This window comes from Bradyrhizobium sp. BLXBL-01, from assembly GCF_051853025.1.
Lineage (GTDB): Bacteria > Pseudomonadota > Alphaproteobacteria > Rhizobiales > Xanthobacteraceae > Bradyrhizobium.
On record NZ_CP182471.1, the window covers coordinates 2899876 to 2922156 of the forward strand.

The 22281-nt window shown below is 62.4% G+C and carries 21 protein-coding genes; 5 read left to right on the forward strand and 16 right to left on the reverse strand.

What is annotated here, in order from left to right; genetic code table 11:
- Positions 1-83 precede the first annotated feature (83 nt).
- The gene (locus tag ACNJYA_RS13130; RefSeq protein ID WP_439403063.1) at positions 84-683 is read right to left on the reverse strand and encodes a TVP38/TMEM64 family protein; all 600 of its coding nucleotides are present in this window, start codon (positions 681-683) and stop codon (positions 84-86) included.
- A 485-nt stretch (positions 684-1168) separates the two neighbouring features.
- Between ACNJYA_RS13130 and ACNJYA_RS13135 the strand changes: the two genes are divergently transcribed.
- The 3 genes from ACNJYA_RS13135 (at position 1169) to ACNJYA_RS13145 (ending at position 2794) form a co-directional block, all read left to right on the forward strand.
- Entirely contained in the window at positions 1169-1705 is a 537-nt protein-coding gene (locus tag ACNJYA_RS13135) for a D-glycero-alpha-D-manno-heptose-1,7-bisphosphate 7-phosphatase (RefSeq protein WP_439403064.1), read from the forward strand.
- Between the two features lie 575 nt (positions 1706-2280).
- The gene (locus ACNJYA_RS13140; RefSeq protein WP_439403065.1) at positions 2281-2418 is read left to right on the forward strand and encodes a hypothetical protein; all 138 of its coding nucleotides are present in this window, start codon (positions 2281-2283) and stop codon (positions 2416-2418) included.
- 94 nt (positions 2419-2512) lie between these two features.
- Positions 2513-2794, forward strand: a complete 282-nt coding sequence (locus ACNJYA_RS13145; protein ID WP_439403066.1) for a hypothetical protein — start codon at positions 2513-2515, stop codon at positions 2792-2794.
- A 174-nt stretch (positions 2795-2968) separates the two neighbouring features.
- Here ACNJYA_RS13145 and ACNJYA_RS13150 read toward each other — a convergent pair whose 3' ends face one another.
- The 4 genes from ACNJYA_RS13150 to ACNJYA_RS13165 all read right to left on the reverse strand — a co-directional run bounded on the left by ACNJYA_RS13150 (position 2969) and on the right by ACNJYA_RS13165 (position 6273).
- A complete protein-coding gene (locus tag ACNJYA_RS13150) occupies positions 2969-3175 on the reverse strand; it encodes a hypothetical protein (RefSeq protein ID WP_260379997.1) in 207 nt (68 codons plus the stop codon).
- Positions 3176-3717: 542 nt separating this feature from the next.
- Positions 3718-4296 carry a hypothetical protein gene (locus tag ACNJYA_RS13155; protein WP_439403067.1) on the reverse strand — a complete coding sequence of 193 codons (579 nt, stop codon included), beginning with the start codon at positions 4294-4296 and terminating at the stop codon, positions 3718-3720.
- Entirely contained in the window at positions 4293-5438 is a 1146-nt protein-coding gene (locus tag ACNJYA_RS13160; protein WP_439403068.1) for an ERF family protein, read from the reverse strand. The genes ACNJYA_RS13155 and ACNJYA_RS13160 overlap by 4 nt, the downstream gene beginning before the upstream one ends.
- The gene (locus ACNJYA_RS13165; protein ID WP_439403442.1) at positions 5422-6273 is read right to left on the reverse strand and encodes a YqaJ viral recombinase family protein; all 852 of its coding nucleotides are present in this window, start codon (positions 6271-6273) and stop codon (positions 5422-5424) included. The genes ACNJYA_RS13160 and ACNJYA_RS13165 overlap by 17 nt, the downstream gene beginning before the upstream one ends.
- A 253-nt stretch (positions 6274-6526) precedes the next feature.
- On the opposite strand from ACNJYA_RS13165, the gene ACNJYA_RS13170 reads away from it, so the two are divergent.
- The gene (locus tag ACNJYA_RS13170; protein ID WP_439403069.1) at positions 6527-6922 is read left to right on the forward strand and encodes a hypothetical protein; all 396 of its coding nucleotides are present in this window, start codon (positions 6527-6529) and stop codon (positions 6920-6922) included.
- A gap of 1055 nt (positions 6923-7977) precedes the next feature.
- On the opposite strand, the gene ACNJYA_RS13175 is transcribed toward ACNJYA_RS13170, so the two are convergent.
- The 5 genes from ACNJYA_RS13175 to ACNJYA_RS13195 form a co-directional block, all read right to left on the reverse strand.
- Positions 7978-8220 carry a hypothetical protein gene (locus ACNJYA_RS13175; protein WP_439403070.1) on the reverse strand — a complete coding sequence of 81 codons (243 nt, stop codon included), beginning with the start codon at positions 8218-8220 and terminating at the stop codon, positions 7978-7980.
- 1040 nt (positions 8221-9260) lie between these two features.
- Positions 9261-9686, reverse strand: coding sequence for a DUF5681 domain-containing protein (locus tag ACNJYA_RS13180; protein WP_172785687.1), 426 nt, complete (start codon positions 9684-9686; stop codon positions 9261-9263).
- Positions 9683-11044: a DNA modification methylase gene (locus ACNJYA_RS13185; protein WP_439403071.1), complete on the reverse strand. Its 1362-nt coding sequence runs from the start codon at positions 11042-11044 to the stop codon at positions 9683-9685. Before ACNJYA_RS13185 ends, ACNJYA_RS13180 begins: the two co-directional genes overlap by 4 nt.
- A gap of 258 nt (positions 11045-11302) precedes the next feature.
- Positions 11303-11929: a hypothetical protein gene (locus ACNJYA_RS13190; RefSeq protein ID WP_439403072.1), complete on the reverse strand. Its 627-nt coding sequence runs from the start codon at positions 11927-11929 to the stop codon at positions 11303-11305.
- A 468-nt stretch (positions 11930-12397) separates the two neighbouring features.
- Positions 12398-13621: a phenylacetate--CoA ligase family protein gene (locus tag ACNJYA_RS13195; protein WP_439403073.1), complete on the reverse strand. Its 1224-nt coding sequence runs from the start codon at positions 13619-13621 to the stop codon at positions 12398-12400.
- 86 nt (positions 13622-13707) lie between these two features.
- Here ACNJYA_RS13195 and ACNJYA_RS13200 point away from each other — a divergent pair, with 86 nt between their 5' ends.
- Positions 13708-14862 (forward strand): AGE family epimerase/isomerase, encoded by a 1155-nt coding sequence (locus ACNJYA_RS13200; protein ID WP_439403074.1) that lies wholly within the window; start codon positions 13708-13710, stop codon positions 14860-14862.
- On the opposite strand, the gene ACNJYA_RS13205 is transcribed toward ACNJYA_RS13200, so the two are convergent.
- The 6 genes from ACNJYA_RS13205 to ACNJYA_RS13230 form a co-directional block, all read right to left on the reverse strand.
- The gene (locus ACNJYA_RS13205) at positions 14859-15698 is read right to left on the reverse strand and encodes an ABC transporter ATP-binding protein (protein WP_172785338.1); all 840 of its coding nucleotides are present in this window, start codon (positions 15696-15698) and stop codon (positions 14859-14861) included. The genes ACNJYA_RS13200 and ACNJYA_RS13205 overlap by 4 nt on opposite strands.
- Before the next feature lie 143 nt (positions 15699-15841).
- Positions 15842-17125, reverse strand: coding sequence for an ABC transporter substrate-binding protein (locus ACNJYA_RS13210; protein ID WP_172785337.1), 1284 nt, complete (start codon positions 17123-17125; stop codon positions 15842-15844).
- 44 nt (positions 17126-17169) lie between these two features.
- Complete coding sequence (locus ACNJYA_RS13215) at positions 17170-18243, reverse strand: branched-chain amino acid ABC transporter permease (protein ID WP_172785336.1); 1074 nt, start codon at positions 18241-18243, stop codon at positions 17170-17172.
- A gap of 3 nt (positions 18244-18246) precedes the next feature.
- A complete protein-coding gene (locus ACNJYA_RS13220) occupies positions 18247-19140 on the reverse strand; it encodes a branched-chain amino acid ABC transporter permease (RefSeq protein WP_018643253.1) in 894 nt (297 codons plus the stop codon).
- A 178-nt stretch (positions 19141-19318) separates the two neighbouring features.
- On the reverse strand, positions 19319-21250 hold the full coding sequence (locus ACNJYA_RS13225) for a long-chain fatty acid--CoA ligase (protein ID WP_439403075.1): 1932 nt from the start codon (positions 21248-21250) through the stop codon (positions 19319-19321).
- The gene (locus ACNJYA_RS13230) at positions 21247-22068 is read right to left on the reverse strand and encodes an ABC transporter ATP-binding protein (RefSeq protein ID WP_172785334.1); all 822 of its coding nucleotides are present in this window, start codon (positions 22066-22068) and stop codon (positions 21247-21249) included. The genes ACNJYA_RS13225 and ACNJYA_RS13230 overlap by 4 nt, the downstream gene beginning before the upstream one ends.
- Positions 22069-22281: the final 213 nt, after the last annotated feature.

A 22281-nucleotide genomic window follows, 5' to 3' on the forward strand; every position in this document is an offset into this window, starting at 1 on the left:
GATCGAGCATGAGGAGCATTTGGCAATGGGGCCGCCGCTGCGCTCGGCGGCCGTTGAACTCGAGCGTGAGCGAGCTCGCGCGTCTAGGCGAGTGGCGCCCGCCGCGACAGTAAGACTCTTACCCGCCATCCTATAAGGGCAACAGTTGTGATGATCAGCGCCAATGTGATCAGCGAGATGCCTAGATTTTCGTCCAGTAGCGAGGCTCGGCCGGTCGCGCCCAGAAATGAATACAGGAACACTTGCGGCGCAGTGAAAATAAAAGTCGAGATCGAGTACGTTGAGATGTCAATCCTCGTCAGACCGAACAGGTAGTTTTGAACTGCTCCGGGAAGTGGCACGCCCAGACGCATCAGCGCGATGATGCGCCAGCCTTCCTCGTCTACTGCTTGTGCAATGACGCCGAAGTTAGGCTTGTTCTCGAGCCTTTTTCGAAACCAGCTCGACGCGACGTAGCGGGAAGTGAGGAAAGCGAGGATAGCTCCGACGGTACCGCTCAACAAGATGATTACGGCGACTTTCCAGCCAAAGGCGGCACCCGCGGCGCAAATGAGAGGGGTGCGAGGAAGTACGATAAAGGCCATTATCAAAAATACGAAGCAGACCGCCATTACCGAACTCGGCGTGAGATCGCCGAGATTTTGAAACCAGGCACTGATCGTGTCTAAAAGGGGCGAGTTCATTCTTTTAAGACTGCATGCTTAGGGTCAGAGGCCCGCCGATTCTCCTTAACAGCTGCGGCCACTGCGAAAAAGGTTTGTGCGGCATCGGAATTGGGCTGGAAGCTGGACAGAGCCACCTGGGGCCGTGCGACGGCTTTGGGTATTTGAAGGTGATCGGTCGATGGGTCAATGCGCATCTTCGAATCTCTTGCGGCCCTCAATATGCAAAAAAGGATGACGGTGACTGTATTGGTTACCGCGCTTGTATTCGTAGCAGGGATCCTAAGCGGAAGGGAGATCCAGGACCGCAGGCCCCGCCGGTCCCCAAAGCCCGCCGGGGATGTCCCGGGGGGGCGGACCAGCTGGCGCGGACGCAAGGCGCGTGTCGATGTCGGTCGCACACGCTGGCAGAGGACGATCCTGCCTAATCGTGCGACATGTTGAAAAGAAGCAGAGATTGTCGGAAGATTGGCTGTTCTCGATGCAACTTGGGCCCGTAAGATTCGATGCGTCCGGCAGTGTTTTTTGATCGTGATGGCGTCCTCAATGAGGATGATGGCTATACTTTCGATCCCAACAAGATCCGGTGGGTGGTCGGAGCTCAACAGGCCATAAAAGCAGTCAATGACGCCGGGTATTTCGCGTTTGTTGTGACGAACCAATCAGGAGTCGCCAGGGGATTTTATGAAGAACGGCACGTTCGCAATTTACACGAATGGATGTCGCATGAGCTTGCTGTTATTGGTGCGCATATTGATGCGTTCGAATATTGCCCGCATCACCCCGATGGTCTGATTGCGCAATATCGTGTCCTCTGCAATTGCCGCAAGCCGCAACCGGGGATGATCAAAGCTCTGCTTGAGCGCTATCCAGTAGATGTCGATGGGAGCTTCTTGATCGGCGACAAGCAGAGCGATCTTGTTGCAGCGCAAGCGGTCGGCATCGCAGCCTATTTGTTTGATGGGGCAAACCTCCATGCGTTCATCACCCCCCTGTTGGATGAACGCTCTCCCGATCCCCGCGCGTCGAGCACGGTCGCATGATGGCGGCGCGGAAAGGGCGATTGATGCCATCGCTTTTTCGATGGTTCGATCGCTAGCCGAAATCCGTAGACAAATTGGCGTCAAAACGACAAATCGAAGCCAATCGGGCAAAACGGAGCGAAGAGTGCCGGCCAGCAAATAAGCGCCGGGAAAGCAACCTCGAGCCGCAACGCTTATCGGAGTGGCCCATCGGGACGAAGCCGCTGATTTTGGGCTAGCAGGGTTCGATGCAGCCCTTGCGGGAGCTTAACGGAACGGGCTTGGAAATCGCAATTAAAGATGTAGCTCAAGCCAGGAGTCGCCAGGATCACCTGCGAGTTCTTGGGCTGCGTCTGATCGCCGCCGTAATAAAGCAAATGAGAGATCTGTTGAATTTGGAACAGAATGTGAAGGCTGCCTGTCGCGGCAGCGGCGAGGATTCAAACGCATGAAGCGGAACAATGGATGAGACCTCAAGCTGGGCTGGGTATCGAAGCAGGAACTCAACAGTGCGGGCTCAAGGCCGGAGAACATCATCGCGATTGGACGGGTAGATGCATCACTGCTAGCATTTAGTTCGAAGACTTGGAGGCGGCATGAATTACATTTTTCCCCTGCTGGCGGTGGCCTTCACCATCGGCCTTTTCCTGCTCTACGCGATGGTGCGGCGGAACCTGCGTCGATCCCGGCCCGCCGATGAGCTTCCTCGCTGGCCCGATTCAAGTCTGAGATAAGCGACTGAGCTACTTGGCTCGGCATTTTTGGTTAGCACTTGCTCCATACCAGGCGTCTTGCGGTCGGGGACCTGCAGCGTATCGAAAACCCGAAATGGAACTTGCATCGTCGGGCAAAACAGTGGTTCATAGGGTGCTGGTTCAGCCGCAAATGGAGCCCAGCGCAATGGCCGACGAATGCAAGCCGTTATCCGATCTACCGCAGGTAGCTAAGCTGAACGGAGAATTTCGAAGGAATTACGGAAAGTTCCTCGGAGCTTTCCTGTATCTGCGCTCAATCAGCGCCGCCCGTGGGCGTTCCTGGTTTTGGACCGCGTTGCTTTCTGCCGCTTGCTCGACGGCGCTGGCGTGGCTCGGGAAGAGGGGAATGCTGTGAGCTGCCCGGCTACTGCTTCCTAATAAGGCTAGTGCCGGCGGAAGCGAAGGGCTCTCACTGTTGCGAGCCACGGATCGCGATGAAGGCTGCAACGTAACACAGGGCGATCAACTTCTTCACGCGTTGTTGCGAGATCTCGCTGCAACAGCAGAGGCTTAAGCTCTCAAGGAGCGCCTAAACCATGCCGCCAAAGTCGATGCCCTCCTTGGCAAGTTCCTCGGCTTCCTCGGCGGAGGCGGTCGGCTTGGTATCAAGGTATGGATGCTCAGCGGCCGGTAGGATGGTGCGGATGTTCTGACCATCTGCTCGCGTAATGCGGGCAATCCAGCGCTCGTTGCCGTGCTCAAATCGCTGGATGTGGTACTGCTTGTACGTAATCATGAATATCAAACGCCACTAACGCGGATGCAGGCCGTATCTATATGACCCTGCGCTACCGTACAACAGGTATTAAAGCCTTAGTTAATCTCCGCAATCCAAATTGGCGCCTAGTGATTTTTGGGTTCATAGAAAAACCCGCCGGCTCGAGAGCCAGCGGGGAGTCAACTGAGTTGCGACTAATTCGTATTCGCCCCTCAGCATAGCACGGCGCTCGCGCACGTTAACGAGAGTACTTGCCCGTTTTATAGCTTGCCTATGCACAGTCTGCGGCTCGAGCTATAGCTGCGGTTGTTGACCCACCCGCAGTCGCCTCCATTCTTGCCAGGCTGTTAGTCGAAGCAGCACCTCGCGAAAGCACGAGAAGGTTAGTCGCGATCACGGCCCACAGAGGCGAACTCACGCGCGGCAAGCTCCAGTTCAAGCTCAGTGATCCGCTCGAATATGTGAGCAGCGATCCTCTCCCACTCCTGGACCATGCGCGGCGCTTCCCGAACTGCTTACTTTTACCCCTGTCTGCCGGTGACGATCTAGCTCGATCCTCTTTAGGGGCGTGGCCGCCGCATCGGTGCGCTGACGAAGCGCTGATGCCTGATCTCGCGCAGCAGCAACGTGCGCTTGGTTTGGGCGGCGTTGAGCAAGCCTTCGAACAGCACCAGGACCTCGCGCGCCTGGACGTAGATTTCGGTGGTGACGGCGTCTTGATCGAAGCCATAGGCGGCAAGCCGCGCCTCGATCTCGGTCGCAGCGATTGGGTCAGTGCGCCAGCTCAGCGCATTTTGCTGCGTGTAGTATTCCGCCCGGGGTTCGAAGTCGGGATCGATCCCGACCATGTCGATGTGCCGCAGCGCCGCTGCGATCGCCTTTTGGCGATAGGTCTCGAGCAATTTGTGCCGCAACATGCGGTAGCGCTGGATCTCCCAGGACAGCTCGGCGATATCGATGGCGAGCAGCCACTCAATGGCGGATCGGGGCGCAAGGTCCGCAAAGATGGCCTGGCGCAGCGCGTGGTAATGGTCGATATGTTCGCCGGGCAGCAGCAGGGGCGGCGGCGCCAAGGCCGCAAACTCGGCCGGGAGTGCCGTGGCGGTCAGCTCGCATGCGGTTTGGAACGGGCCATTCATCGGGATACGGCCTCCGCGCCCAGGTTGGCGAGGACGGCTGCTGCGCCCGCCGCGCTGTCGGCCGGACCATGGACCGGGCCCGCCGCCCACAGCTCCTGTGCGAGCGGCAGTGGGGCGATCTGCAGGTTCGCCCACCACGCCCGCTCGTTGCCATGCCGATGCAGCTCCTCGTGATGGGCGCGGCACAGCGGCACGGTGAACTCATCGCTGACCTTGCGCCCGAGCGCCCGCGGCTGGGCGAAGGTCAGATGATGGGCATCGCACGGGGTTTGCCGGCACACCAGGCAGGGCTGCTCCCGGACAAACAGCAGGTGCGCCTTGCTGCGCTTGCGCGGCGGCTCCTTGGGGTGCGCGAGCCCAGTCTCGGGATGCGCGGGCTGCAGCGCGGCGTCGGTGTCATCAGCAGGCGCCGCTGGCAGGGGTGGGGCGCCGCCCAAGTCGGCGGGTTGCTCGGCCTGAGCCCGGGCCGCGTCCTCGAGCTTGGCCTGATAGGCGGCCTCGACGCGCCGGGCATCCGGCTCCTGCAGGCTGTTCTTGAGCGGCAGGCTCGCCCTGGCCCAGCCGAGCAGATCGGTGCTGGCGGGCAGCGCCTCGAGCTGACGCAACAGCTGCTCTCGGAGTGCGGCGGACTCGCCCGGCCGCAGCACCGGCGCACGGTTGAGCGCGCCCTTGCCGGGCGCGGCCTTGGAGCTGGGCGGTGCGGGGGTACCGGCGGCCGTATCCGGGGCGTCCAGATCATCCTCGCCGGCAATCCCGACCAGCGCGAACAGGGCGTAGCGTCGGGCGTAGGTCAGCGCCGCGCCCATGCGATGCGGCGCCTCGATGTCGCGGGCGGCGCAGACCGGCCAGTCCGAGGAGATCCACTCGCCGGAGGAATGGGCGAGCAGGGTGGTGAGGTGGATGTGGCCGCTGGTTGCTTCGACTCGGGTGGTCTGGATGGTGGCGATCTCCTGCTGGCTCAAGGTCTTGCGCACGATGTCGAGGCCGCTCGCCAGCGAGGCGTAGCGAAAGGTACGGTCGTCATCGCGCAGGAACGGCGAGCGGATCTGAGCGGTCAGGGTCTTTTCCGGGTTGGTCAGCTCGGCTTGGGCGCGGGCCAGCGCCGCCGCGATCGCGCCGATTTGCTCACTGGCCTGGTGCATGGACGGCCTCCATCTCAACCGGATCAAAGCTGATCGCGCCAGCCTTGGAGCGCTTGGCGCGAACGCCGTGGCCAAACGCCTCCTTGGCATCCTCCGGCAGCAGCTTCTTGAGCTCGGCCTTGGCCAGCTCGTGCTCGGCATGGACGTCGCGGGTGCGCAGATAGATCGCCGCACATTCGGCCCAGAGATTGGACGCGCTCATGTCGACGACCTTGATGGCGGCAAGCCGCGGCCGTGGGGTCTCGATGCCAAACAGCAGCGGTGGCTCGCCGCTCTGCACGCAGCGCCAAAACTTCTTCTCCGCAGTCAGCAGCAGGTGCTGATAGAGCGGGTCGGCATGCACGGTGATTTCGACCCATTTGCCGCCGCCGGTGATGATCGAGAGCACGGCCGAGCGCGCCGCGACCACCCACATGTTGTGCTGCAGCTGCGCCATGTGTTTCTCCGCCGCGGCCTCTTCGGTAAAGCCCCAGGGCAGCATGAACTTGGCCTCGAACACCGCACCAATCGGGGCCACGAGGCCGTCCAGCGTGGCCGCCATCCAGCCGTGGACGGAATGCCGCACCTGCTTCTGGATGTCGGTGATCGCGTGCCCGGTGGCGCCCTGGTACCAGGCGCGGTTGAGCGCTTCAGTGGCGAGGCCGAGCTGAACGACCAGGTTGCGGGACAAATCTGGCGGCGCGATCTCGCCGCGCTTTTCCCGCCACAGGCGAAGCAGCGCGTCCTGGTCGTCGCCCATGATGATGCGCGCGTCCGAGCCGCCAATGAAGGCGCGGCGGTCGTGGCGGTTCAACGTGATGACGGAGCGGGGCGCCGCGGCGCCGTCGGTTGCAATCGTGGTCACCGGTCTCTCCTTGTTTGGCACACGCGGCTTGCCGCCGCACCGCCAAAACCCCCGCCACTGCGAGGGGAAAGACCGGGGTCCAAAGGCCGAAAGGCCGGTCCGGTGATTAACGCTCCTTTCGGGCCGGAATGCCAGTGCTTTCTGCAGCATTTTTGCTAAAACAGCGGGCCAAAAGCCTTGATCTGTCAATGCGTTGGAGCGAACGTTCGGGGGGCGCAACCGGCCCCGACCGAGGCCCTCGGACATGACATCAGTTCGACAAATCGAAGCCAATCGCAGCAACGCCAAGCGCAGCACCGGGCCGAAAACGGCGGGTGGCAAGACGAGATCCAGTCGCAACGCGCTGCGCCATGGGCTGGCGTGCAGCGCCATCAGCGATCCTGCCGAGGCGGCGAATCTAGCCGTCGCGATTGCTTTGGGGCTCGGGCCTCAAGTCTCGCCCGATGCAGCGATGGCGCTTGCGCGGTCCAAGCTCGCGCTGCTGCAAATCCGCAGCCTGCGGCATGCGAGTTTGGCCGCGCTTCTGACCGGCCCGCCGCCGGCAGATCTGAAAGGGCTTCGAGGGCTGGAGCGCTACGACCGGGCTGCTTTGGTGCAGCAGAAGCGGACGCTTCGCTTGCTAGGTTTGGCACGCGAGTAAGGCAAGGTCAGCTGGCTTCGTTCTGGACATTGGCAGGCTGCCCCGGGAGGAGGGAGCCACTAGGACGGTCCTCTTCCAGGGATAACGGTGCGTTCCGCAAACTGCGGCATGCGGACGCAGCGCGCACGCATCGACTGCCGCTAGAGGCGGACTTTTCGTGCTCCTCCGAGCTGAGCGGACATCCCGGGCACCTCCGCCGGCGGCGGCCTGATCAAGTGGCCACATCTGTAGTCACGGCAGTAGACAAGGAGGCTGCGTGTGCCGCCGCCCCCCTGCGGGCTGCGCATCTGCCCGAGCGTGATCTTCTGAGTGGATGCTGTCATGATCACGGGCTTATCGCACGTGAACGCAGCAAGAACAAATCGGACGGCGGTTTTACGCACTTCAACGCCGTGGCGCTCCCCAGCAGAGGCAGTTGCCGCTGATAAGCTTGCAACGTGTCGCAGCGCCCGTTCTAATAAGTTCAGTCGGACGGGGCGAACAATGCAGAAGCTGACAATAACAGTAGCGCTCACCGCCGCACTTGCACTTGCGGGATGTGGAAGAGAGCCGGGTCCGAAAGGCGAACCGGGCCCACAGGGCCCGGCGGGACCGCAAGGAGCCCAAGGCATCCAAGGGGTGCCCGGTCCTCAAGGGCCGGCTGGCGCACAGGGCCCACAAGGTCCGCAAGGGCCTAAGGGCGAGAAGGGGGACAAAGGCGATGCTGCCCAGGTGAACATTCGAGCCGTCCAGGCGGATGGTGCCGTCAACTGTGACACCAGCGAAACCCTAGTTTCCGTATTCTGCCCAAGCGGCGGCGCCGCAGACGGCGCAAAGTGCGGGACCTTGCCGACCGTCGGTCTTTGCTTGAAAAAGTAACTCATGCTGTCGCTCGGCGACTAGCGTGCTAGACACTGTTAACGGCCGGACGTTTCTTCTCAATCCTTCTGGGAACGATTACCTGATAGCTTGCCAAACGAGTCCGCTGATCTGTAAGAGGATCCGGAAGCTGGGTGCGGCCTGAAGAATGATCTAAGCGGTTCTCAACCTGTGCAAGCCCGAAGACTGAGGCCTGCCTACTCCGCAGATCGTGAGACGCCCCGGATGTCAGCCATCACTGCCGCAACGCCGTTGATGAAAGCTTGGCACTCAGCGTGCGTTTTGAAATTGCCTTTGTACTTTCCGAACAAAAAGACGGTCCGGCCGTGCCCTTTTCCAAAAAAATATTGACCGACGTGAGTACCGGCCTCATCTTTAAGTTCGATGCTGCCAAGGCTCTGCGTTGCCTTGAGGTCTGTCTCGGGAAGATCGATCCGCACATCTGTCTCCGCGGTGTACGCAAGCCGGCACCAGAGCTTATCGCAAGATCGGCAGGAGTTGCCACTTCCTCAGGGTGAGCCGAGCGCGTGGAATCTCTGAAGTCCTTAAGGGGTATCGGACGCTAGCCCGGCTTTGGGAATTTAGTTGGTCCTCGGCTACGGCGAGCATGATTTCGGACGCGTATGGAGTGATCGACCAGCCTGATGCCTGGTGGAGACAGCCCAGTGACGCGAGGTGCCGAAGAGAAACTTCAGCTGTAAGACTGCTATGGGTCTTGACTGTGTGAAAACGCCAGGACGCTTGAGCGCGATAGAAGAAGTTGTTCGTCCAAGCCCCTTCTGGGGCTCAAGCTCGCAAGAGCCTTCAACTTTGACGACGAACTGAAGAATGCAATTCTAGTCGAGTTTCGGTCCTTCGCGGTTTCACACAGGCAGGATCACAAGCGGCGGTCGCGGCAAGCGCAGCCCTCCGCCCGGTTTGCGGGTGATGGCCGACAAGCATCTAAATTGCCGCTCGACGGTGAGGGCCGGCCTCAGGCAGGAAGTCTACCCGTAAATTTCCCAAGTGTCGGCAATTTCGCTTGCTGGTTAACTGGTGCGGATCGAGCGCCGCATCATGAAGACACCGAAGCCAAAGCAATGGGCCGAGCAAGAGGTCCAACGATTAGTCAGACTTGCCCGGCAGGGATTTGGCACATCGCGGATAGCCGCCGAACTTGGCCGCCACGCCGGATCGGTGAGGCGTATGGCGCGAACGTTGGGACTGCTGTTGAAGAAGTAGTCCCCGAGCGATCTTGAGCGCAGCGCGGTTGACCTACACCCCCAAAGCCTTGGCGAATCTCCTGCGCAAGCTTGAGCGCGGCGTCGGTAATGCGGCCATGACGCGCGGGCGGACAGTGCAAGAGTCCCTTCCCAAAAGTGCTCGGGCTGCACGATTGGGTGATGGAGAGGCTCGCCTAGCCAACCGCGCTCGATCAGAGACGACTTAGCGCGAGGCTGCGCGCTGGCCCGCACAGCCATGCAACTGGATTTTCTCCGGGCTACGGGAAAGAATCGGCAATCCCCCTGGCGCGGGGGAACTCGGCCAGCACGGTGTCCCGTAGTTGAACGAACGCGGCCCTTGCTTCCTCTTTCGACATCGCGTCATAATCGCGCTCGATCTTTGCACTTTCGATTTCGCGAATTTGTTCGATCAGTTTCATTGTCATCGTCAAGACTTTCACATTGCCCTTGACCGCGAGATCGACCACTCGCTTGACTAGTACCTCGTCTGTCTGGATACGCAATCGCTGTCCATCTTCTACAATGGGTCGCGTCCGCTTCATCTCGCGCGCAAAAAGCTCGGTCAAAGAGAGACATTTTTTGGGCCTACCACGTGGATTGCCGGACTGGCCGGGTTTAAAGCGCCGCGCTTTCGGAGGTTTTCCGTAGCCAACTGAATAGTTTTCAGATTTGCGCTTGGTCATTGCGCGCACTCCCGTTGCTTGTCTGCGGCGATTTCGTCGAACAGGCGCCCGGTTGGGACATGGACAGCGCTTTGGCCGGTGTGGCGTTGCCAGCGCCTTATCGCAACGTCAACGTAACGCGGCTCGAGCTCGGTCGCATAGAGGCGCCGGCCGACCCTTTCGGCAGCCAGCAAGGTCGAGCCGCTGCCCAGGAAGTTGTCCAAAACGATGTCATTGCGTTCCGTGCAGTCGAGGATCGCATCGGCGAGCAGCTGAACCGGCTTCACAGTGGGGTGTACGGCTAGCAGGTTGCCTTCTTCGCCGCTCCGTTCGAAGCTATTGCATCCGGGATATTGCCAGACGTTGGTTCTGAAGCGGCCATGTCGACCGAGCTCGACGTTGTTGCGATGGGACACTTTGCCGTGCTTAAACACAAAGACCAATTCGTGCTGGCTGCGATAGAGGGATCCCATGCCAGCGTTCGATTTGACCCACGCGCATATGTTCTTGAGCTCGAGGCCAATGGCCTGGCCGGCGGCAAGAATCTGAGCGGAGTGACGCCAGTCCATGAAAATGTAGAGGAGGGCTCCCGGGGAGAGGTGCTCGGTCGAGCGGCGAAGATAGCCGCTTAGGAAAGCGGTAAACTCCTCGTTGGACATTTCGCCGGACGCCATCGCAAACTCGCGGTGGCGAATGCGTCCTTTGCCGGAGACGTGCCCTTGAATGGGGACATTGAACGGCGGATCGGTGATCACGGCGCGGGCGCGCGCGCCGGCCATGAGGGTGGAGAATGAATCGGACTGCAGCGCGCTTTGGCACAATATCCGATGTGGTCCGGCTTGCCAGAGATCGTTGAGAGCCGAAACCGGCGCCGAGACAATCGCAGGAACGACGTCGGCCGGGTCCGGAGCCGGCTCGAGCTGCAAAGACTCGAGGTTCTCGATGCGAAAATCGATCTCTCCCTGGGAGAAGCCGGTGACCTCGAGACTGAACCCGAGGTCGAGCTGAGAGAGCTCCTTGAAGGTCTCTGCGAGCGCGCCATCGTCCCAGGGCGCTAGCTCGCTGAGCCGCTGCTCCGCAATCCGGTAGAGTTCGAGTTGTGCGGGCGTGAGATGCGTGACCCGGATGACCGAGAGCTCGCGCAAGCCAAGCTGCAGCGCGCCAAGGTACCAGATCAAACCGATCACGACTACGCCCGTAGCATCGATGACAATAGGGCTGATCAAGCCCAAGGCGTCGATGCATTTCCCGTATTGTTTCTTGTGGCGATCGGTGTGTTTGCGGAGCAATCGCCGCGGCGGCGAAATTGCCTCGATGGGTAGACGCTCGACAGGTCCCACTTGCGTGAAGACCTCGTTGGGTTTCGATGGTGCGGTCATGGTTTACTCCTTCGTGATCTTGTCGGCGCCGCAGCGCCGATGTTTGCGCGGGTGTGAGCCCGTTAGAAGCGGCGACATAGGTTTCAATTGAGCGTGGGTGCATTGTGGTTTGCCCTTCGGCGCATTCAGTCTGCGCGGCCTATGCGCGCTTCAGCACGTGGTCAGCCCATGCACCAGCCGCGCCAACTTTGGTTTGAAGCTTGAATATGGGGTTCAATTAAATGTGTGATGTGCGTAGTCCGTGTCTATGCGGGCTGGTTAGCTGCGTCCTCGCTTGCGCGGTCGCGTTTTGGCGAGCTGTTCTGATAACAGGTGTGCGGACCGGGTGAGTTCGATCCAAGTGGTGGACCGGCCCGGCTTTTCAATCCCATGCTTGAATGCCGCGCTATAGTCCTCGAAAATCTCGACAGCCGGGGCGGGGTCTTCCGCCGTCCGTTGATCTGACCAAATCAGCAAAAATACCGGCGAGCGCGTCGCCAAAGCTGGACTCCCGGGTTTGGCTTGCAGTCGGATCTGATCCGGATCGAACAAGTTGGCGGGATCAAGCCTCATGATCTTTTTATACTGGCGTTGCAGCGCCGGCCTGATGCGCCGCAACGATTCGACGACAAAGCTCTGCGGCCATTTGTGACCTAGCATGTGCAAGCCGATCAGCAAGGCAAAGCTCTCATATTCTGAAAACTGAACCTCGCCGCCCTTTCCCGGAGCATCGCCACTCACAAACGCGTAGTTTGCCAGTTCGGGTTGGTCCGATTGGGGACGCACGCCCAAGGCGCGGTCGGTGTCCAACAAGCGTTTCAGGCGCGTCAGCACGTTCGTGTCGTCAATCGCGCCGAGCGTCGCCACAATGGCGTCCTCCACCTGGTTGCGCTTGTACGCTTTCATAAAAGCATGATATCAGGTTACATATAGGTGTCCAGACCGCCGGACATCATGGGAGCCTGCTCGCAATTATGAACGAGCGGCTAAGCCGCTTGACGTTGCTCACAGCGGCGGTCCGCGGCTGATTGCGTATGGCGTGGCGGCCGTCATGTGGCTGACAGCCAGAGCTCCATCCGCTCATTCCCATCGTTGAGTCGAAGCCCGCGCGTGCTCAATGCTGGCGTTGTCTTCCAGGACGCAGTGCCTTCACGGCCGGAAGCTGACGTCTCGGGCGACGCTTCCCTGTTCGGGCGCCACCGCTTCCCTGATCCCCCGCGAAATTTTCCCTGTTCTGTGTGGGCGCCCCACCACCGCGATGCGGTTGAATTCACCGGCATTTCGGCCGTTTCTCACGTTGCGGTGGCGGCGTTTTGCGTGGGTTTCCCTGTAAAATTCCCTGTTAGCAGGGAATTGGCTTGTTCGGGGTGAAGGCTAGCGCTCGTCCGCGATCACCTTGCCGTCGTTCGGCAGCATGCCGGGGCCGACCAGCTCGACCGTGCCGCCGAGCTTGGTCACCGCGCGCAAAGTGCCGGCGATCTCTTCGCGTAGCGCCTCGCTCGCGGCCGCGGTTTCGGCTCTCAACGTCATGGCGTCGGTCTCGCCTTGCCGGGTCACGACGAGGCGCAGTCTTCCGAGGCCAGCGTGGCGCTTGCCGATCTCGGCGATCTGCTCGGGCCGGACGAACATGCCCTTGATCTTGGTGGTCTGGTCGGCACGGCCCATCCAGCCCTTGATGCGCATATTGGTACGCCCGCACGGGCTCGTGCCGGGCAAGGCCGCGGTGAGGTCGCCGAGCGCGAGCCGGATCCAGGGATGGTGAGGGTCGAGCGAGGTCACGACGATCTCGCCGACGTCGCCCGGCGCCACGGGATCGCCCGTACCTGGCTTGACGATCTCCAGGATCAGATCCTCGTTCACGACCATGCCTTCGCGTGCCTCGGTCTCGAAGGCGATGAGACCGAGATCGGCGGTGCCGAAGGCCTGGTAGGCGTCGATGCCGCGCCCCCTAATCTCGGCCTGGAGCGAGGGCGGGAACGCAGCGCCCGAGACCACCGCACGCTTGATCGAGGAAACTTCACGCCCCGAACTTGCCGCGGCATCGAGCAGGATCTTCAGGAAGTCCGGCGTGCCGCTGTAGCCGACCGGCCGGTAGGCCTCGATCAGTTCGAATTGCTGTTCTGTGTTGCCCGGGCCGGCCGGGATCACTGCGCAGCCGAGCGCGCGCGCCGACGCATCGAAGATGAACCCCCCGGGGGTGAGATGGTAGCTGAAGGTATTGAGGACGATATCGTCGGGACGGAACCCGGCTGCGAACAGCGCCCTTGCGCCGCGCCAGGGATCGGCCTGCCGCCCTTCCGGCTCGAAGATCGGGCCGGGGGAGGTGAAAAGGCGGGCGAACGAGCCCGGGGCCTCCGCCACGAAGCCTCCGAAGGGCGCAGAGGCCCTGTGCAAGGCGGGCAGTTCCGACTTGCGCAACACCGGTAGGTCCGCCAGAGCCGCCCTGGAGGTCACGGCGGCGGGATCGCAGCCTTTGAGCCGCGCGGCATAGGCCGGGGCGGCCATCGCGGCTCGCAGCACCTCCGGAAGGCGGGCGAACAGGTCGGCCTCGCGCGCGGCTTGCTCACGCGTCTCGCGGGCGTCGTAATGGGCGGTCATGGCTGTTCTTTCCGTGTTGGCATCCGTTGCGCACCGCCACCGGCATGGCTATCAGACCGCCATTGGCGAGGCTTGAAAGGGACCCGATGGCGGACGAAGGACTCATTGCGGCAGACGAGGCGTCGAACGTCGTCGCACGCCTGAAGCGCCGCATGATCGACGAGGCGCTGCCGCTGTGGTCGACGGTCGGCTGGGATCACGCCGCGGGCGGCTTCATCGACCGGTTGCACCGTGACGGCGCGGCGGATGCGGCCGCGCCCCGGCGCGTGTTCGTCCAGGCACGCCAGATCTGGTGCTACGCCAAGGCGGCACAGATGGGTTGGTATGCCGACGGGCGCGCCATTGCGCTGAAGGGGCTGGAGCACCTGCTGGCCAAAGCGAAGGCGCCCGACGGCCGGCCCGGCTATGTGCACCGGCTGACGGCGGACGGATCGGTGCTGGATGCCCGGCGCGATGCCTATGACCACGCCTTCATCCTGTTTGCGCTCGCCAGCGTCTATGCGCTCGACCAGGACGCGCAGGTCCGCGCCGAGATCGATGCGCTGCTCGCCTTCCTCGACAGCCATCTGCGCTCGCCGCATGGTGGCGTTCACGAGGGCCTTCCGGTCTCGCTGCCGCGCCGGCAGAACCCGCATATGCATCTGTTCGAGGCGATGATCGCGTGCTTCGAGGCGACCCACGATCTGTCGTTCCAGAACCGTGCCGGGGAATTCTTCGCGCTGTTCCTGGCCAACCTCTACGACAAGCAGAAGCACGTATTGTCGGAGTATTTCGAGGAGGACTGGTCGAAGATCGAGCCGGTCAGCGTCGAGCCGGGCCACCAGGCGGAATGGGTCTGGCTGCTGAAGGGTTTTGAACGCATTACAGGCTGCCCGACCGGCCAGCGGCGTGCGGAATTGCTGGAGACCTCGCTGCGCTATCGTGACGAGGCGACGGGCTGCCTCGTCGACGAGGGCGATGCGAGCGGCAACATCCGCCGCAGCACGCGCCGGCTGTGGCCGCAGACGGAGATCGCGAAGGCCTGGATCGCGCAGGCCGAGTCCGGCGAGGCGGGTGCGGCGGACGAGGCGCGCGCGGCGCTGGTGCGGCTCGAACGGCATTATCTCAGCCATCCCGTGAAGGGCGGCTGGTACGACCAGTTCGATCGCGACGGCAAATCGCTGATCGACACAATTCCTGCGTCGTCGTTCTACCATGTTCTCTGCGCGGTCACGGAAGCGGAGCAGGTGCTGGAGGGTTAAAGCCACCGTTTGCGCCGCTTGAAACTCTTGAGGTTCTTGAAGCTCTTGCGCTGGTCGCCGGCACCGCCGAGGTAGAATTCCTTGACGTCCTCGTTGTCGCGCAATTCGTCGGCGCTGCCGTCGAGCACGACCTTGCCCTGCTCCATGATGTAACCGTGGCTGGCCACGGAAAGCGCAGCGCGCGCATTCTGCTCGACCAGGAGGATGGTGACGCCGAGATCGCGGTTGATCTTCTGAATGATCGAGAACACCTCTTTCACCAGCAGCGGCGACAAGCCCATCGAGGGCTCGTCCATCAGGATCATCTTGGGGCGGGCCATCAGCGCGCGGCCGATCGCGAGCATCTGCTGCTCACCGCCGGAGAGATAGCCGGCAAGGCCGGTGCGCTCCTTCAGGCGCGGGAAGTAGCTGAAGACCATGTCGAGGTCGGCATCGACCTCGCGGTCTCTGCGGGTGAAGGCGCCGAGCTTGAGGTTCTCGAGCGACGTCATGTCGGCGACGATGCGTCGGCCCTCCATCACCTGGAAGATGCCGCGGCGGACGATCTTGTCGGGATCGATGCCGTTGATCCGCTCGCCTTCGAACAGGATCTCGCCGCGCGTGACTTCGCCGTCCTCGGTCTTGAGCAGCCCCGAGATCGCCTTGAGCGTCGTCGACTTGCCGGCGCCGTTGGCCCCGAGCAGGGCCACGATCGCGCCCTTGGGCACGTCGAGGCTGAGGCCGCGCAGCACCAGGATGACGTCGTCGTAGACGACCTCGATGTTGCGCACGGCGAGGAGGGCGGCGGGGGCCACAGCGGTGGGAGTTGAGCGGGTTCCTTCAATGATTTGGGACATGCGTCTTCATTCTCCGCCGTCGTCACCCGCGAAGGCGGGTGACCCAGTATTCCAGAGGCGCCGGAGATTCATCGCGAAGCCGCGGCGTACTGGATCCCCCGCCTTCGCGGGGGATGACAGTTGTGTTTGGCGAACGGCGTGGCTCACCACCCCAGCAGTTCCGGTTTGCGCGGCAGCTCCACGGTCTTGACCTTCTCGAGCTTGATCGTGCCCTTGGCCATGAGATCGTTGAGGTCGCCATCGGTCGCACCCGAGATCTTGGTGCGATAGAGATCCACCTTCAGCGTGCCGCGGTGGTCCTTCTCGGTCCAGGTCGAGGGATTGCAGACGCCCTCCATGCCTGATGGCACCCAGTCCTTCTTCTGGTGGAAGCCCTTGGCGACGTTCTCGCCGGTGGCGCCGCCGTTCTTGGCGGCCCAGTCGAGCGCTTCCTTCATGTACAGCGCCGAGCAGACGGCCGCGACGTAGTGCACGGGACGATAGACCTTGCCGCTGGCGTCGGACATCTTCGAGATCTCCATCAGCGTCTTCATGCCGGGGGCATCGCCGCCCCAGCTCACCGCTGTGCGCAGCGGGAAGATCACGCCGTTGGCCGCATCGCCCGCGGTCTTGGCGGCGTTCTCGTCCATCCCCCAGACGTTGCCGAGGAACTGAATCTCCACGCCGGCGGTCTTGCAGGCCTTCATCACCGAGATGTTGGAGGCCGCCGTGTTGCCGAGATAGGCGTAGTTGGCGCCCGAGGATTTCAGGCTGAGGCACTGTGCGCTGTAGTCACCGGGCGTGAGAGCGAATATCAGCGGCGGCAGCACCTCGAAGCCGAGTTCCTGCGCCATGGCTTCGCCGGCAGCCTTCGGCGCGTTCGGATAGGGATGATTGGCACCCATGTGCACGAATTTGGGCTTGCCGGACTTGCCCTTGGCCTTCCAGTCCTCAGCCGCCCACATCAGCATCGCGCGCAAGGCGTCCGAATAACTCGGGCCGTAGAAGAAATTGTAAGGGGCGGGCTTGGCCTTGCCGCTGACGCCCTCGGGATCGGTCAGCGCCGCGGCGTAGGAGCCGGACATGTCGGGGATCTTGTCCTGGGCGAGGAAGCCGGTCAGCGCTTCGGTGTCGGCGGTGCCCCAGCCCATGATCGCGGCGACCTTGCCGTCCGGCGCCGACCATTTCTTGTAGAGCGCGATCGCGCGGGGCACCTGGTAGCCATAATCGTTGGTGTCGAGGTTGACCTGCTTGCCGCCGATGCCGCCGTTCTTGTTGACCCAGGCGAAGGTGTCGGCGACGGCCTGTCCAAACGGCGTGCCGACGTCGGAGGTGCCGCCGGAATAATCGGCGAGATGCCCGATCGCGATCTGCGCCTGCGCGCCTGCCGAGTATGCGGCAATCGCGAGCGCGAGCGAGGCGGTGCTCAAAAGGGACTTCATCTTCATGGGTCGGTTCCTCCTGTTTATTGTTTAAGTGAAGTTACCCGTGCTCAATGCGAGAACGGGTAGAGTTTCCAGTACGCCTTGATCTGCCGCCAGCGATGCGCGAGCCCGTCAGGCTCGAACATCAGGAATGCGATGATGATCACCCCGATCGCGATCTCGCGCAGGAAGGTGATGTTATTGTTGAGTGACAGCGCCTTGTCGATCGCACCGCCCTTGAGATAGTGGCTGACGAACTCCATCGCCTCGGGCAGCAGCACCACGAAGGCGGTGCCCATCAGCGTGCCCATGATCGAGCCGGTGCCGCCGATGATGATCATGGCGAGGAACAGGATCGAGCGCTCGATGCCGAAACCTTCCTGCGAGACCACGAGCTGGTAATGCGCATAGAGCGCGCCTGCGATGCCGGCGAAGAAGGCGGCAAGGCCGAACGATAGCGTGCGGTACTTGGTGAGGTTGATGCCCATGATCTCCGCAGACAAATAATGGTCGCGGATCGCCACCAGCGCGCGGCCATCCCGCGTGCGCATCAGGTTGGTGACGAGGATGTAGCTCAACAGCACATAGGCGAGCACGACGTAGAAATACTGCCGGTCTCCCCGCAGCGTATAACCGAAGATCGAGAACGGCTCGGCGCTCGCCGGCACCGAGCCGCCCGAGAACCATTCGGCGCGGGAGAAGAAGTCGAGCAGGATATATTGCGCGGCCAGCGTCGCGATGACGAGGTAGAGCCCCTTCAGCCGCGCGGCGGGGATGCCGAAGATCAGTCCGACCAGCGCCGTCACGAGCCCCGCGAGCGGGATCGCGAAGAACACCGGGATCGGCGCGTTGTTGGAGATGTAGGCCGAGGTGAAGGCGCCGAGCAGGAAGAAGGCGGCGTGTCCGATCGAGATCTGGCCGGTGAAGCCGACCAGGATATTGAGGCCGAGCGCCGCGATCGAGAAGATGCCGATCTGGATCAAAATGCTGAGCCAGTAGCCGCTGAAGAATTGCGGCGCGAGGCAGAGCAGCGCGACGCCCGCTATCGCGAAGTTGCGGCTGGTGGTGGTCGGGAAGATCGTGGTGTCCGCGGCGTAAGTGGTGCGGAAATCACCAGCGGGGATGAGGGCAGGGCCGGCCATGGATCAGATCCGCTCGATGTCGTGGGTGCCGAACAGGCCGTAGGGCTTGATCATCAGCACGATGATGAGGACGTAGAACGGCGCGATCTCATAGAGATTGCCCCAGTGCAGATACTCGCTGTCGACATATTGGGCGACGTTCTCCAGCAGCCCGATGATGATGCCGCCGAGCACGGCGCCGCCGACGGAATCGAGCCCGCCGAGGATCGCCGCCGGGAACACCTTGATGCCATAGGCGGCAAGGCCCGAGGACACGCCATTGACCACGGCGACGACGACGCCGGCGACGGCCGACACCGTTGCCGAGATCGCCCAGGCCATCGCGAACACGCTCTTGACGGAAATGCCGAGCGACTGCGCGACCTGCTGGTTGAATGCGGTGGCGCGCATCGCGAGGCCGTACTTCGAAGCGCGGAAGAACCAGGCCATGCCGATCATCATGGCGACCGACACGACGAGGCTCATGACATAGACGGTCTGGATCTGCAGGCCGAACAGGCTGACCGATTGGCTCTCGAACACGCGCGGGAACGGCTGCGGATTGACGCCGAACATCCATTTCAGCGTCGCCTGCAGCACAGTGGAGAGGCCGATCGTCACCATGATCACCGAAATGATGGGCTCGCCGATCATCGGCCGCAGGATCAGGACCTGCACCGCGATGCCGAACACGAACATGAACACCAGCGTGATCGGCATGCCGATCCAGAACGGCACCTGGTATTTCGCGAGCAAGGCCCAGCACACCCAGGCGCCGACCAGCAGCAGCTCGCCTTGCGCGAAGTTGACGACCTGCGTCGCCTTGTAGATCAGCACGAACGACATCGCGACCACGCCATAGAGCGTGCCGACCACGAGGCCGTTGACCAGGAGCTGGATGAGGAAAGCGGTGTTCATTTATGGTCTCCTGCTGCACCCACATCGTCATTGCGAGCGCAGCGAAGCAATCCAGTATCTTTCCGCTGAGACAGTCTGGATTGCTTCGCTGCGCTCGCAATGACGGAGTGCATGCGGGATAGCCCTGCCGCAAGCGGGGAGAGGCGAAGGGCGGCGCCCCGCGTGACGATCACCTGTGTCACTCCGCAGCCTCCGCCATGTGCCCGTGCCCGCCGAGGTCCACCACGCGGAGCGTCGTTCGCACGCGCTGCGTGGTGCCGTCCTGGAAGCGGATCACGGTGTCGACGGGGATGTCGGGATCGCCGCGGTAGATGGCATCGATGATGCCGGCGTATTTCTCGTTGATGACGCCGCGTCGCACCTTTCGCGTCCGGGTGAGCTCGCCGTCGTCGGCATCTAACTCCTTGTAGAGCAGCAGGAAGCGCGAGATGCGCTGCGCCGGCGGCAGCGTGGCGTTGACGGTCTCGACCTCCTTCTGCAGCAGCGCATAGACCTCCGGCCGTGAGGCGAGATCGCTGTAGGTCGTGAAGGAGAGGCGGTTCTTCTCCGCCCATTTCGAAATGATGGAGTAGCGGATGCAGATCATGGCCGCGAGCGCCTCGCGGCCGGCACCAAGCACCACGGCTTCGGCGATATAGGGCGAGAATTTCAGCTTGTTCTCGATGAATTGCGGCGAGAAGCGCTCGCCGCGGGAAGTCTCGGCGAGATCCTTGATGCGGTCGATCACGACGAGCTGGTTGTTGGCGTTGAAATAGCCGGCATCGCCCGAGCACATCCAGCCGTCCTTGATGTCGGCGACGCTGGCCTCGGGATTCTTGTAGTAGCCGAGGAACATGTTGGGGTGCCGCACTACGATCTCGCCGACACCATGGACGTCGGCGTTGTCGATGCGGATCTCGACGCTGTCGGCCATCGGCACGCCGGTGGTATCAGGGTCGACCTTGCCCTCGGGGTGCAGCGTATATGCCCCGAGCAGCTCGGTCTGGCCGTAGAGCGTGCGCAACGGCACGCCCATGGCCTGGAAGAACTTGAAGGTGTCGGGGCCGAGCGCCGCGCCGCCGGTCGCGGCCGAGCGCAGCCGGGTGAAGCCGAGCCGGTCGCGCAGCGCGCGAAACAGGATCGCGTCGGCAAAGCCGGAGCGCTTGCCCTGTTCGAGCGCGGCGAGGCCGCTCTTCATGCCGACATCGAAAAGGCGCTGCTTGAAGGGCGTTGCGTCCATCACCTTGGCGCGGACATCGGCGGCGATGGATTCCCAGACGCGGGGGGCGAACAGCACGAAGGTCGGTGCGATCTCGCGCAGATCGTTCATCATCGTGTCGGGCTCTTCGACGAAGTTGATCTTCATCCGGCAGAGCAGACCTTTGCCGAGCACGTAGACCTGTTCCATGATCCACGGCAGCGGCAGCACCGAGACATATTCGTCGTCGGGGCCCTTGGGGTCGAAGGCGAGATAGGTCGCGCAATGGCCGAGCACGCGGCCGGCGGCGAGCATCGCGAGCTTCGGATGCGAGGTGGTGCCTGAGGTGGTGCAGAGGATCGCGACGTCCTCGCCCTTGGTGGCGTCGACCAGTCTGTCGTAAAGCTCCGGCTCGCGTGCGGCGCGGGCGCGACCGAGCTCGGCAAACTTCTCCGCCGACATCAGGCGCGGGTCGTCGTATTTCCGCATTCCGCGCGGATCGGAATAGATGATGTGCTTCAGCTTCGGCACGCGTTCGGCGAGGGTAAGCAGCTTGTCGACCTGCTCCTCGTCCTCGGCGAAGACCAGCTGCGCCTCGCCATAGGTGAGGAGATAGGAAGCCTCCTCGTCCAGCACGTCGCGATAGAGCCCCAGGCTGAGGCCGCCAATGGCATGCGTTGCGACTTCTGCCGCGACCCAGTCCGGCCGGTTGTCGCCGATGATGCCGATGACATCGCCGCGACCAAGGCCGAGCTCGACGAGACCGAGCGCGAAATCGCGCACGCGGGCCTGATAGTCGCTCCAGGTGAAGATGCGCCAGAGCCCGAGATCCTTCTCGCGCATTGCGATCTCGTTGCGGTGCTCCCTGGCATTGAGCCGGAGCATCTTCGGATAGGTGTCGGCCTGCGCGACGCGGCCCGCATAATCCATCATGCCGCGCTCTCCTGCGCCGGAGAGGCATCATCGGGATCGACCAGCACCTCGTCCTCTTCGCCGAGATAGGCGCGCCTGACGTGGGGATCGGCGAGCACGGTCGCCGGATCGCCCTCGGCGATCTTCTTGCCGAAATCCAGCACCATGACGCGGTGGGAGATGTCCATCACCACGCCCATGTCGTGCTCGATCATCACCACCGTCATCCCGAACTCCTCGTTGAGATCGACGATGTAGCGGGCCATGTCCTCCTTCTCCTCGAAATTCATGCCGGCCATCGGCTCGTCGAGGAGGATCAGGCGCGGCTCCAGCGCCATGGCGCGGGCGAGCTCCACGCGCTTACGCAGGCCGTAGGAGAGGGTGCCGGCCGTGGCCTTGCGCACCGACTGCAGATCGAGGAAGTCGATGATCTCTTCCACCTTGCGGCGGTGCTCGAGCTCCTCCTTGCGCGCGCCGGTGAGCCAGTACAGCGAGCCCGTGAGGAAATTGTTCTTCAGGAGGTGATGGCGGCCGACCATGATGTTGTCGAGCACGCTCATGTGGTGGAACAGCGCGAGATTCTGAAAGGTGCGGCCGATGCCGAGCGAGGCGCGGGCATTCGGCGTCAGGCCGGTGATGTCGCGGTCCTGATAGAACAGCTGGCCTTCGGTCGGCTTGTAGCGGCCGGAAATACAGTTCACGATCGAGGTCTTGCCGGCGCCGTTGGGGCCGATGATCGAGAACAGCTCGCCTTCCCTGATGGCGAAGCTGACATCGGTCAGCGCACGGACGCCGCCGAATCGCAAGGACACGCCGCGCACTTCGAGACTGGTAGCCACCAAACGAATCCCTCCCGGTGATGGCGCTTGATTGGCGCTCTTCGTCCGTTCCTGTCAGGCGATCCTAGTACGGTCGTGCCGGCCAGACCATGCAGCTATTGGTCTCGACCGGACCGGCCCACCTTCGTTCCCGTGAGGGATCAAAAGCCGCATCGCCCGTGGTGGTCCTCAATAGGGGAAAGCGCTATTTTGAAATGTCTCCGGCCTGACAAT